The 12,676-nt window shown below is 64.2% G+C and carries 11 protein-coding genes; 9 read left to right on the top strand and 2 right to left on the bottom strand.

What is annotated here, in order from left to right; genetic code table 11:
- Positions 1-96 precede the first annotated feature (96 nt).
- The 9 genes from modA to F3J24_RS08060 all read left to right on the top strand — a co-directional run bounded on the left by modA (position 97) and on the right by F3J24_RS08060 (position 10,127).
- On the top strand, positions 97-903 hold the full coding sequence (gene modA / locus F3J24_RS08100; RefSeq protein ID WP_167004497.1) for a molybdate ABC transporter substrate-binding protein: 807 nt from the start codon (positions 97-99) through the stop codon (positions 901-903).
- Between the two features lie 183 nt (positions 904-1,086).
- Positions 1,087-1,767 (top strand): molybdate ABC transporter permease subunit, encoded by a 681-nt coding sequence (gene modB / locus F3J24_RS08095; RefSeq protein WP_003051416.1) that lies wholly within the window; start codon positions 1,087-1,089, stop codon positions 1,765-1,767.
- The gene (gene modC, locus F3J24_RS08090) at positions 1,764-2,849 is read left to right on the top strand and encodes a molybdenum ABC transporter ATP-binding protein (protein ID WP_167004494.1); all 1,086 of its coding nucleotides are present in this window, start codon (positions 1,764-1,766) and stop codon (positions 2,847-2,849) included. The genes modB and modC overlap by 4 nt, the downstream gene beginning before the upstream one ends.
- Before the next feature lie 57 nt (positions 2,850-2,906).
- Positions 2,907-3,770 (top strand): formate dehydrogenase accessory sulfurtransferase FdhD, encoded by an 864-nt coding sequence (gene fdhD / locus F3J24_RS08085; protein WP_167004491.1) that lies wholly within the window; start codon positions 2,907-2,909, stop codon positions 3,768-3,770.
- A gap of 96 nt (positions 3,771-3,866) precedes the next feature.
- Complete coding sequence (locus tag F3J24_RS08080; RefSeq protein ID WP_167004488.1) at positions 3,867-4,271, top strand: hypothetical protein; 405 nt, start codon at positions 3,867-3,869, stop codon at positions 4,269-4,271.
- 157 nt (positions 4,272-4,428) lie between these two features.
- Positions 4,429-5,757: a tRNA (N6-isopentenyl adenosine(37)-C2)-methylthiotransferase MiaB gene (gene miaB / locus F3J24_RS08075; RefSeq protein WP_167004485.1), complete on the top strand. Its 1,329-nt coding sequence runs from the start codon at positions 4,429-4,431 to the stop codon at positions 5,755-5,757.
- A 187-nt stretch (positions 5,758-5,944) separates the two neighbouring features.
- Positions 5,945-8,248, top strand: coding sequence for a hypothetical protein (locus tag F3J24_RS08070; protein WP_167004482.1), 2,304 nt, complete (start codon positions 5,945-5,947; stop codon positions 8,246-8,248).
- Entirely contained in the window at positions 8,230-9,432 is a 1,203-nt protein-coding gene (locus F3J24_RS08065) for a hypothetical protein (protein WP_167004479.1), read from the top strand. The genes F3J24_RS08070 and F3J24_RS08065 overlap by 19 nt, the downstream gene beginning before the upstream one ends.
- Positions 9,429-10,127, top strand: a complete 699-nt coding sequence (locus F3J24_RS08060; protein WP_167004476.1) for a DUF1266 domain-containing protein — start codon at positions 9,429-9,431, stop codon at positions 10,125-10,127. The genes F3J24_RS08065 and F3J24_RS08060 overlap by 4 nt, the downstream gene beginning before the upstream one ends.
- Positions 10,128-10,189: 62 nt before the next feature.
- Here F3J24_RS08060 and F3J24_RS08055 read toward each other — a convergent pair whose 3' ends face one another.
- Both F3J24_RS08055 and ffh read right to left on the bottom strand, forming a co-directional pair.
- Entirely contained in the window at positions 10,190-10,768 is a 579-nt protein-coding gene (locus tag F3J24_RS08055) for a C40 family peptidase (protein WP_167004473.1), read from the bottom strand.
- 312 nt (positions 10,769-11,080) lie between these two features.
- Positions 11,081-12,469, bottom strand: a complete 1,389-nt coding sequence (gene ffh, locus F3J24_RS08050; RefSeq protein ID WP_003051390.1) for a signal recognition particle protein — start codon at positions 12,467-12,469, stop codon at positions 11,081-11,083.
- Between the last annotated feature and the right edge of the window lie 207 nt (positions 12,470-12,676).

Genomic DNA, 12,676 nt, shown 5'->3' with positions numbered 1-12,676 from the left:
GGCCGCCATCATGCCTTGACAGCCAATTTCCTCGCTCGACCTCAGTTGTTCATTCACGTTACACTCGCTATTCCATCAATGAATAGCGAAATCTCAATGACTCAGATCACTGCCCGCTCCACCGGTTTCTCCTTTCAGCTGGCTCGCTCTGCGGCCGTGATCGCGACCGTGACCAGTTCGGCCGTGCTGGGCCTGTGGTCTGCGCAGGCACAGGCGGCCGAAGTGGCGGTCGCCGTGGCGGCCAACTTCACCGCGCCCATGAAGAAGATTGCAACCGAGTTCGAAAAGGATACCGGCCACAAGGCCGAGCTGTCTTTTGGCGCCACCGGCAAGTTCTACGCCCAGATCAACAACGGCGCGCCGTTCGGCATTCTGCTGGCCGCCGACGACACCACGCCCGAAAAGCTGGCCAAGGAAGGCAAGGGCGTGGCCGATTCGCGCTTTACCTATGCCATCGGCACCCTGGTGCTGTGGAGCCCCAAGGCCGGTTATGTGGACGACAAGGGCGAAGTGCTCAAGACCGGCGACTACAAGCACATCGCAATCGCCAACCCCAAGCTGGCCCCCTACGGCACGGCGGCCATGGAAGTGCTGAACAAGCTCGGCCTGAGCGCACAGGTGCAGCCCAAGGTAGTGATGGGCGAGAACATTGCCCAGACCTATCAGTTCGCTGCCACCGGCAATGCGCAGCTGGGTTTCGTGGCCCTGTCCCAGGTCATGGAGAACGGCAAGATCCGCGAAGGTTCAGCATGGCAAGTGCCCGGCAACATGCATGAACCCATTCGCCAGGACGCCATCGTGCTCAACGGCGCCAAGGACAACGAGGCCGCCACGGCTCTGATGAAGTACCTGCGCAGCCCCAAGGCGCACGACATCATCCGCTCCTACGGCTACAGCTTCTGACGCTGACCCACCCAGAGCCGATTTAACGCAAACTGTTCCGCTCTACCCTTGGCGCTGCTCGGCTAAGCTGGGCGCTCCAGGGGTCTTTTTTACGACTACGCAAATTCGGGTCGGACACGGCGTTGGGTCGATGGAAATGTCCGCTGTGCTCCCCTTATTTGCGCAAGTCCTGTTTTTGATTCCATGCAACTGAATGCCGAAGACTACGCAGCCATCTGGCTCACGCTCAAGCTTGCGGGCGTGACCACCGTGCTGCTCATGCTGCTGTGCACGCCGCTGGCCTGGTGGCTGGCCCATACCCGTTCGCGCTGGCGCGGCCCGATTGGTGCGGTCGTGGCGCTGCCGCTGGTGCTGCCGCCCACCGTCATCGGGTTCTATCTGCTGGTCACCATGGGCCCCAACGGGCCCATCGGCAAGCTCACGCAGGCCATGGGCCTGGGCAATCTGCCGTTCACCTTTGCCGGCCTGGTGGTGGGCTCGCTGATCTACTCCATGCCGTTCACCGTGCAACCGCTGCAGCGTGCGTTCGAAGCCCTGGGCCCGCGCCCCATGGAGGCAGCGGCCAGCCTGGGCGCCAGTCCGTTGGACCGCTTTCTGACCGTGGCCCTGCCGCTGGCGCGGCCCGGTTTCATCACCGCCGCCGTGCTGACCTTTGCCCACACCGTGGGCGAGTTCGGCGTGGTGCTGATGCTGGGCGGCAATATCCCCGGCGTCACGCGTGTGGTCTCGGTACAGATCTACGACCATGTGGAAGCCATGGAATACGGCCACGCCCATCTGCTGGCGGCCGGCATGGTGGTGTTCTCCTTCATCGTGCTGCTGGCCCTGAACTGGCTGCAACCCAAAGCGGAGCGCCGCGCATGACCGCTGCCCACTTCATCACCGCCCAGCTCAAGCTGACCCGGCCGGACTTTGCACTCGATGTGGATCTGCAGCTTCCCGGCCACGGGGTGACAGCACTGTTCGGCCCCTCGGGCTGCGGCAAGACCACCTGCCTGCGCAGCCTCGCCGGACTGGAACGGGCGCAAGGCCGCGTCACCGTCAATCAGACCGTGTGGCAGGACGATGCCGGCCGGCAATGGCTACCCACACACCAGCGCGCGCTCGGCTATGTGTTCCAGGAGGCCAGCCTGTTCCCGCATCTTTCGGTGCAGCGCAATATCGATTACGGACTCAGGCGCACGCCGCAGGAACGCCGCAAGGTCTCCAAGGAAAGAGCCGTCGAACTTCTGGGCATTGCCCATCTGATGGAGCGTATGCCCGCCACGCTCTCGGGCGGCGAGCGCCAGCGCGTGGCGATTGCAAGAGCGCTGGCCACCAGTCCCGAAGTGCTGCTGATGGACGAGCCTCTGGCAGCGCTCGACGCCCAGCGCAAGGCCGAAGTCCTGCCCTATCTGGAGCAGCTGCAGCGTCATCTGCAGATTCCCGTCATCTACGTCAGTCACTCCATGGACGAAGTCGCACGCCTGGCCCAGCACATGGTGCTGCTCGGTGCGGGCAAGGTGCTGGCGCAGGGCTCCGTCACCGAGCTGCTGTCCAGCCTCGATCTGCCGCTGGCCCATGGCGACGTGGCCTCCAGCGTGGTGCATGCCACGGTGCATGACCATGACGCCGCCGATCATCTGAGCACCCTGGTCTTTGACGGAGGCCGGCTGCAACTCGTCATGGCCCGCCCGCGCGAGCCCGGCAGCACGGTGCCGCTGCGCGTGCAGGCACGCGATGTCAGCCTCAGCCTGCTCAGGCCCGAAGGCAGCAGCATTCTCAATATCCTGCCGGTGCAGGTGCTGGACCTGCGCGAGGACGGGCCGGGCCAGGTCATGGTCTCGCTGCAGGCGGGCGGCACGCGGCTGCTGGCCAGAATCACCCAGCACTCGGCCCGAGCCTTGCAGCTGCGGCCCGGCATGCCGGTGTTTGCCCAGATCAAGGGCATGGCGCTGCTGGACTGAGCGCAGCGCCTCCGCCCCTTGCCGGCAAGGAATGCTCCTGCTGACTATCATCAGCCCATGACCGAGTCCTCCTGCCCCATCCCGGCCCAGCCGATCGCACCGCTGCACACCCGTGCCGTGCACTTCTTCAACGCCGGGCAGCAGGAGCGGCAGGAGCGCGTGCTGGCGGCCGAGGTGCCGATCGCACTGGTCTTCAACGGCATCTCGCATGCAGTGATGATGGGCTCGCCCACCGATGTGGAAGACTTTGCGCTGGGCTTTGCGCTGACCGAAGGCGTCATCGACAGCGTCGAAGACTGCTACGGCATAGACGCCCGCGCCGTATCTGCCGCTGCGGCCGGCCTGCCCGAAGGCATGGACGGCATGGAAGTGCAGCTCGACATCGCCTCGCGCTGCTTTGCACGGCTCAAGGACAGGCGCCGCAGCATGACGGGCCGCACGGGCTGCGGCGTCTGCGGAGTGGAGAGCTTTGCGGCGCTGGATCTGTCGTTTGACGCCCTGCCGCCCCAGGACTGGCTTGAGCAGGTCGACGCCGCCACCGTGCTCAAGGCAATCGGCGCCCTGGCCCCACACCAGATCCTGAATGCCGAGGCTGGCGCCATCCATGCCGCTGGCTGGGCCACACTGGCGGGCGACATCACGGACGTGCTGGAAGACGTGGGCCGCCACAATGCGCTGGACAAGCTGGTCGGCCGGCTGGCGCGCATGGGCCGCCTCGGCGAACCCGGCTTTGTACTGCTGTCAAGCCGCGGCAGCCATGAGCTGGTGCGCAAATGTGCCAAGGTCGGCATCGCGGCGCTGGCCACGATTTCAGCCCCCACGGACATGGGCGTGCGCATGGCGGAGCTGACCGGCCTGCGCTTCTGGGGCCTGTGCCGCCCGCCCCGGGCCGTGCTCTATGCCTCAGGCGGCAAAGCCTGAGCAAGCCCTGCTGCCAAGCGCCAGCCTCTAGAATCACGGCATTGCGGCCATGACTCCAGCTCTGACCGCCCCACGATCAGCCCCTGGATATACACCATGAACCGCTGCACCACCACCCGCTTCAGCCGTCGCCTCTGGGGCTTCGCCCTGCTGGCCGCTGCCGCCAGTGCCGGCCTGCCGGCCCTGGCCCAGGGCCTACCCACGGACGAGACGCGCAACTTCCCGCCGACAGCCCAGTTCGGCGAGCTGACGGTGACCAACTTCCCCGAAGTGGCCATCAACGGCACGGCGATTCGGACCACGCCGGGCTTTCGCCTGTTCAGCCGCGAGCGCAGCATTGTGTTTGCCAGCAACTATGCAGGCCAGAAGATGCTGGTGGGCTATGTGATCGAGCCACAGACCCAGGGTCTGCACACGGCCTGGATTCTGACCCCTGCCGAGATCGAGAAGTACAAGCCGATTCAGCCGCGCACCCTGCTGCAGCGCGTTTTCGGCAGCTGAGTTCGGCCCGCGCCGACCGCTATTGATTAAAGAGCTGCTTGCGCCTTTTCTGCAAGCACCTCAAGTCATTTATCCATTGAAACCCAGTGATGGCAGGCGCCAGCCGCTATCACTTTGTGCTTGCAGACACTGCAGGCCCACCTGACAAGAGCGCCCCATGAGCAAGAAAGTCTTTATCAAAACCTTTGGCTGCCAGATGAACGAGTACGACTCGGACAAGATGGCCGATGTGCTGGGCGCGGCCCAGGGTTACGAGCCCACGCAGAACGTGGACGAGGCCGATCTGATCCTGTTCAACACCTGCTCGGTGCGCGAGAAGGCCCAGGAAAAAGTGTTCAGCGATCTGGGCCGTATCCGCCATCTCAAGGAAAAAGGCGTGCTGATCGGCGTGGGCGGCTGCGTGGCCAGCCAGGAAGGCGCCGAGATCATCAAGCGCGCTCCGTTCGTGGACGTGGTCTTCGGCCCCCAGACCCTGCACCGCCTGCCCGAGCTGCTCAATCAGCGTGCAGCCAAGGCCAAGCCCCAGGTCGATATCTCCTTTCCCGAAATCGAGAAGTTCGACCACCTGCCGCCGGCACGCGTGGAAGGCGCTTCGGCCTTTGTCTCCATCATGGAAGGCTGCTCCAAGTACTGCAGCTACTGCGTCGTGCCCTATACGCGCGGCGAGGAAGTCAGCCGCCCGTTCGAGGACGTGCTGGTCGAGGTCGCGGGTCTGGCCGAGCAGGGCGTGAAGGAAATCACGCTGCTGGGCCAGAACGTCAACGCCTACCTGGGCAAGATGGGCGACACCAGCGAGATGGCCGACTTCGCCCTGCTGCTGGAATACGTGGCCGAGATTCCCGGCATCGAGCGCATCCGCTACACCACCAGCCACCCCAATGAATTCACGCCACGCCTGATCGAGGCCTACGCCAAGATTCCGCAACTGGTCAGCCACCTGCACCTGCCCGTGCAGCATGGCAGCGACAAGATTCTCATGGCCATGAAGCGCGGCTACACGGCCATGGAATACAAGAGCACCATCCGCAAGCTGCGTGCCATCCGTCCCGATCTGGCCATGAGCAGCGACTTCATCGTGGGCTTTCCCGGCGAGACCGAGGAAGACTTTCAGAAGATGATGAAGCTCATCCACGATGTGCGCTTCGACAACTCGTTCAGCTTCATCTTCAGCCCCCGCCCCGGCACGCCTGCGGCCAATCTGCAGGATGACACGCCGCACGAGGTCAAGCTGCGCCGCCTGCAGGAGCTGCAGGCCGTGATCAACAACAACATCAAGGAGATCAGCGAGGAGCGCGTCGGCACCGTGCAACGCCTGCTGATTGAGGGCGTGAGCAAGCGTGACGGCAGCGAACTGATGGGCCGCACCTATTGCAACCGCGTGGTCAACTTCCCCGGCAATGCACGCCTGATCGGCCAGATGGTGGATGTGAAGATTACCGAAGCCAAGGCTTACACCTTGCGCGGCGAAGTGCTGCTCAAGGATTGATGGCCCGACATTCCCTGGCCTCTTCCACCAAAAGCCTGCCGGCCATGCCGCGCAGGCTTTTTTCATGACTGGTTATAATTTTTGTAACAAAAAGTCATGCCTTGCCGGATGGCACACGCCCCTGCAATCCGCAGCTAGGATGGTGGGCTATTGGGGCCAAGCTGCCTCGGATTGAACTCTGGACACCATGAATCAAACTGCTGCACTGCAGGGCGAAGCCATTTACGCCCTGCTGGATCAAGCCCATGAGCTACTGAACGACGACAACGACGACAAGCCCGTCACCATCAGCCGTCAGGACCGCATCGCGGCGGCGGTGGAATTGATGGGGCAGCAGAACTTTGCCCCGGCCACCGTGCAGGAGCTCGAGCGCGTGCACGACTTCTGGCTGTACCTCGACCAACCCCAAGCGGCCAACACCTTGCTGCAGCAGCATCGCGCCGCCGTCCTTTCGGGCGCCGACGAGCTGAGTCCGGCAGAAGCGATGCTGCGCCTGAACCTCAGCGACATCCAGAGCCGCATGGGCTTTGACCAGCCCTCCGCGCGCGCCCTGCTGGGACCGGCAGCGCAGGCCATTGCCCGGCTGCCCGAAGCCGTGGACAGCGACAACTACTGGCATGGCTGGCACTGGATGGCCTCGGAGCTGCAGGCCTGGGATGCAGCAGCCACCGGGCTTGAGCTGCAACGCGGCCAGGAGCGCCGCAACCCCGATCTGGCCGAAGATGCGGCCTACCTCGATGCCATCGTCTGCGTTCGCAAGGCGGAAATGGCCCACAAAGGCGGCCACGCCAGCGAGACTGCCGGCCTGGTGCAGAACGCCATCAACCTGCTGCGCGATGCCGCTCCCGACCAGCAGGTGGACTTTGACCGCTGGATGACGCTGGCCGATCATGTGCTGCCGCTGGCGCCGCAAAGCCTGCCGGCCTTGCTCATGGCCTGCGAGCAGCAGCTCGGCGTCCTGGAAAATCCTCCGCCCTCGCAGGCCGTCAAGACACACCGTCAGGTCAAGATCCTGCGGCTGCAGGCGCAGGCCTGCGCGCAGGCTGGTCAGCTGGAGGCGGCTCTGCAGCTGGCCCCTCAGGGTCACTTCGGTCTGACGGATGATCCGGGCGATCCCTTCACCGCCTCCTGGCTGGGCTGGCTGGAGCAGACCGGCCGCTTGAAGCAAGCCGCCGATCTGGCGCTTCAGAGCGTGCTTCACGCGCGTCCCGTCTCGGCCGTGGCCGCCTTCGAGCTGGCCAAGAAGCAGTTCAGCAACGACCCGGCCAATGCCATCACCTGGGCCCTGGTTCTGGCCATTGGCCAAACCGACGAGGACATGCGCCAGCTGCTCGCGCAGGAGGAAATGCCGCTGCACCCTGCGGATTTTTATCTGAACATGGTGCGTGCGGCCCAGCCAGCCCATCCGGTGCTGGCCTTGCTCGACGGCCTGCGCCTGGCGCGCAAGCGCCAGATGGAACAGGCCCTGCCGCTGCTGGAAATCGGCGTTGGCCAGCATCCCGAGATGGCCGACAGCGACAAGCTGCCCACGCTCTGGGCGGCGCGCTTTGCCGCGCTGCCGCTGGAAGAAGCGCTGGCCCGTCCCTTCCCCGACGCCCATGGCGCGCACTGGTGCTATGCCGCCGGCGTGGTCCTGGACGATGCCGACGATCTGGCACCGCTGATGGGCGGCAAGAAGAAGGTGCCGGCACAGGAGGTGCGCGAGCCTCTGGTGGTGCGCTATTACGAGCAGGGCCTGGCCCGCTTCGAGCACTTCTGGGCCAGCGGTCAGGGCCGCTTCAAGGATGCCGACCTGCATGTCTACTCCATGCTGTGCAACAACCTGGCCATCAAGTACCGCTTCATGGATCGCTACGACGAGGCGGCAGAATTGCACCACAAGGGGCTGGGCAGCAGCCCTTTTGCCGAGCATCACAACGGCCTGCTGTGGTGCGCGGTGGGCAAGGACGACGACGCGCAGACCGTGGTCGAGGCCGAGCGCCTGTGGCATTTCGCCCAGGAGCATGGCTACAGCCGTCATGAGCCCACGCGCTATTTCTCCACCGTCGCGCTGTCGCTCTACAAGCTCGACCGCGACGACGAGATCAGCATCTGGATGGAGCGTCTGGACCAATGGTTCCACGACCTCGACGAGGACGAGCAGCGCGAGGTGCGCCGCAACTACCTGGCGTCCTTGATGTCCATGCTGGACTTTTTCTCGAGTACACGCCCCGAGCTGGTGCTGCCGCGTCTGCGCACGCATCAGCAGGAAATCATTGCGCTGCAGGACTGCTATCCGCTGCGTCGCCTGGCCTGTGCGCTGGAAGCCTATCCCGAGCTGCTGGAAGAGTCCGTGGCACTGCACAAGCAGGCCAACAGCTATCTGGACCAGGACGATGACGAAGACGAGCGGCGCATGTCGCAGTCCGGCATCGAGCGTGCCGAGCGCAAGCTGGCCGAGCGCGATGCTGGCACCACGACAAGTCGCAAGTCATGGTGGAAATTCTGGTGAATCCGGTCATCGAAAAAGCCGCTGCCGCCAGCGCCTACAAGGCGCGCGATGTGGTCAACGCGCCGGCCATCAAGCAGCGCATCAAGGAACGCAGCGCCGAGCGCGGCGACGCGGCCGAGGTCGCTGCCTGGCTGGGCAATCACTTCTACCGCCATGTGGTGGGCAATCTGCAGGCTGACGAGCCCGCCGTTCGGCGCATTGCCGATATCCAGCAGCTGCAGGAGCTGACGGGCCGCCAGGAGCCGCCGGCCTGGGCGCTGGAGCGGCTGGCGCGCAAACAGGCCGGGTTCGAGCTTCCCGATCTCTGGTGGGTACAGCCCGACAGCGCGGCCCTGCTGGCACTGGAGACGCGGCTGGTGGAGTTTCTCTCCACCCGCAAGGGCACTTCGCTCGAAGGCAAGCTGCAGCGCGTGAACTGCCCTCAGGCGCTCGCGCGCTGGACGCTGGAGCATCTGGCCTTCGAGAAAAAGCAAAGCAGTGGCCGGGTCGAGCACAGCTCGGGCGCCGTGCACGGGTTGCTGCGCGGCCAGCATGGCACGTTCGTGGAGTTCGACGCCACAAGTGCGCAAATGCGCCAGGAAATGGCCTATGAAAGCCAGATGATGGGCCACTGCGTGGGCCAGTTCGCCAACCGCAAGTCCTTCAGCGGCGGCTATGGCGAGCATTACGCCGAAGGCCTGGAGTCGGGGCGCATGCGGCTGTTCAGCTACCGCACGGGCACGGCCCAGCCGCGCATCACCGTCAACGCCTATGTGCAAAAAGACGGCAAGCTGCAGATCGAGCAGATCAAGGGCAAGCAGAACCGGCCGCCGATTGCGCGCTATATGCCCGATGTGGTGACCTTGCTCAACTATCTGCCGCTCAATGACGAGGTGCCCGAGGACGCGCTGTCCATGGGAATTGTGCGCCGCCCGCCCGAGGTGCTGAAGTCCCATCCGGGGCTGGCGCCCTGGTGCTCGGTGCAGGAGCTGCAGACCGATGCCGAGCAGCTGTGGCTGATGCAGCAGCACCCCGCACTGCTGCCTCGACTCAATCTGCAGTCGCCGCTGATGCAGTGGATGGTGGCGGCACGCAAGGACTCGCTGGACAGCGAAGTCATCGAACGCATGCCCAAATCCGCCGCGCTGAAGCAGGCCTTGCTGATGGCCAGAAAGCGCCCCGGCCGCCAGGGAGTTCGCTCATGAACGCATGGACGATTCTCCTGCTTGTCGTGGCCCTGATTTTATGGGTGCTGCGCGGCGGCTTCAGGCGCCTCAAGGAGGCCAAGCAGCGCGGCGACCTCATCAGCTACCAGGCCGGCAGCCAGGAGCGCAACTGGGCCCTGGCCCTAGCCCACCCCATGGCCTACCACGCCATGCAGGGCGGCTTTGCCAGCGATCTGCATGGCGCCGACGATGCGCTGGCCAAACAGCTGCGCCCCATGATCCTGCACCACCTGGGCCTGCGCACCGACCTCAGCGACGAACAGGTGCGCCAGCAGTTGCCCGATGCCATGCGCCAGCGCTGGTTCATGCTGGATCTGCAGCGCCTGCAGCGCAGCGACGATGCGCGCGCCGCCATGGCGTTTGCCTGCGCGCGCGTGACCTTTTTTGTGCGCAGCGCCAGGCTGCTGGACTGGGTGGACGAAGCCCTGCACTGGGACATCCTGCAGCTCAATGCCCAGCGCGCCCAGCAATGCTTCGACAGCTGGCTGGCCTTCGGCCAGGCCTATGCCCAGGGCCGCAACCAATGGCTGGCGCAGGGCCGCAGCGATGTGCTGGGCAAGGCCTTCACGAGCGAAGAGGTGGCCCAATGGGTGACGCAGGAGCAGCACCCCTGGCATGCGATGCGCTGGGATCTGTCCCTGAGCAGCGATGGGGCTGCAGCGCCCGCGGCATAGGCAGACAACGCTCAAAAAAAGGGACTGCCAGGCAGTCCCTTTTCGCATCCGCCGCGCGCCGCTCAGGCAAAGATGCTGCGCGCTTCGGTGAATCGCTTGGCGAAGTACACATTGTCCATGCGCACCCGCTGCACCGTCCCGCCACTGGACGGCGCGTGCACAAACTGCCCGTTGCCGACAAAAATGCCCATATGGGAATAGCGCCCGCCCAGGGTGTTGAAGAACACAAAGTCGCCGCGCATCAGATCGCGCCCGTCCACCGGATTGCTGGCCTGTGCCCATTGCGATGTGGTGCGGGGCAGACGGGTTTCCGTGATGCCGCCAACGGCCCACTGGATCAGTCCGCTACAGTCAAAGCCGCCTTCAGGCGAGTTTCCGCCGTAGGTGTAGGGCGTGTTGACCACCAGCATGGTGCGCGCCAGCAGGGACTCGCGCAGCTCGGCATCCAGGCTCAACGCATTGAGAGGGCGCACCGATGAGCCGCCTTGCGCGGCAGGCCGTGGTTTGTCCCGGGTGGTGGAGCAGCCTGCCAGCAGCGCAAGCAGCGAGCCCGCCAGCATCAACGCGCTGCGGCGCTCCAGACATTGAGGCAGAGCTTGCCGCTGACCCGCCTCCACGAAAGTCCTGTCTTGTAGCTTCATGGAAAGGCATGTTCTCAGAAAGCCGCCCATACAGCTACCTTCTACCCACAATTACCGCGCTTCTTTACAAAAAAGTGAGCTGCTCTCGCTTGTCATGCCTTTGATTCAGATGCATTTTTCATCCAAACCCATAAACAACAAGCGCAAGCAGCTCACTTTTTATAGATCGCTGATCTCAAACCAAGCACACCCCAACTCAGGGACAGCGAGCAAGCGCCTATGCCGGCCGCGCCGCTTCGCAGCGAGGCTGTCGTCCCCTTTGGGGGCGCCCGGCCAGGGGAAGCCGCGCAGCACGCTCAGGAGTATCAAATATCAGAACGGCAGCTTGGGCATACCGCCGCCCATCATTCCCTTCATACCCTTCATGCCGCCCATCTTCTTCATCATCTTCATCAGGCCACCGCCTTTGAACTTTTTCATCATGGTCTGCATCTGCTCGAACTCCTTGAGCAGGCGGTTGACCTCCTGGACCTGGACGCCGGCGCCGTCGGCAATGCGCTTCTTGCGCGTGGCCTTGATGATTTCAGGTTTTTTGCGCTCCTTGAGCGTCATGGAGCAGATGATGCCTTCCTTGCGCTTGATCTCGCGCTCGGCCTTGTCCATATCGACCTGACCGGCCTTGCCGGCCAGCTCGGCGGGCAGCTTGTCCATCAGGGTCGAGAGACCGCCCATCTGCTTCATCTGCTGCAGCTGGGCCAGAAAGTCGTTGAGGTCGAAGCCGTCGCCGCTCTTGAGCTTCTCGGCCATCTTCTGCGCGGCTTCCATGTCCACGCCCTTGGTGACCTGCTCGACCAGGGCCACGATGTCGCCCATGCCCAGCACACGCTGTGCGTGGCGGTCGGCGTCAAAGACTTCCAGGCCGTCGATCTTTTCCGAGACACCGGCGAACTTGATAGGCGCGCCCGTGATCTGGCGCACCGACAGCGCCGCACCGCCGCGCGAATCACCGTCGAGCTTGGTCAGCACGATACCGGTCAGCGGCAGCGCTTCCTTGAAGGCCTTGGCCGTATTGACCGCATCCTGGCCCTGCATGGCATCGACCACGAACAGGGTTTCGACGGGCTTGAGCGTGGCGTGCAAATCCTTGATTTCGGCCATCAGCAACTCATCGATGGCCAGACGGCCGGCCGTATCCACCAGCAGCACATCGAAGAAATGCTTTTTGGCGTAGTCGATCGCAGCCACGGCGATATCGTGGGGCTTCTGGTCGGGCGTGGAAGGAAACCACTCGGCGCCGGCCTGGGCCGTGACGGTCTTGAGCTGCTCGATGGCCGCTGGACGATACACGTCACCCGAGACCGTGAGCACCTTTTTCTTGCGCTTCTCGATCAGGTGCTTGGCCAGCTTGGCCGTGGTGGTGGTCTTGCCCGCACCCTGCAGGCCGGCCATCAGAATGACAGCGGGCGGCTGGGCATTGAGGTTGATGTCGGCCACGCCTTCGCCCATGGTCGCCGCCAACTCCTTGTTGACGATGGACACCAGCACCTGGCCGGGCTGCAGCGAGCTGATGACTTCCTGGCCCAGCGCCTTTTCCTTGACGCGGGCGATGAAGTCGCGCACCACGGGCAGAGCCACGTCGGCCTCCAGCAAGGCCATGCGCACTTCGCGCAGCATGTCCTGGACGTTGGATTCGGTGATGCGGGCCTGGCCGCGCATCTCCTTGACAAGGCGCGAGAGTTTATCGGTGAGTGCGGAGGCCATAAGCAAAAAGCATTCGAAAGTTATGGATGGACGGGAGTCGTGAGCGAGCGCAGCACGCATCTCCGGGCAGCTTGCGGGCCGAGCCTGGCGGGACGCAGACGGGCGGACCGAAGCGGCATGAACCCGCATTTTACCCGCTGCCCTTCATGAACGATGCCCTGCAGACTTGCCGTGGCCTGCCCCGGGCGCGCAAAGCCAGTGCGGCCC

The sequence above is a fragment of the Comamonas sp. Tr-654 genome (genome assembly GCF_011752915.1).
Classification (GTDB): domain Bacteria; phylum Pseudomonadota; class Gammaproteobacteria; order Burkholderiales; family Burkholderiaceae_C; genus Comamonas.
The sequence above is the reverse complement of the archived record's forward strand: the minus strand, read 5'-3'. Positions and strand labels throughout refer to the sequence as shown.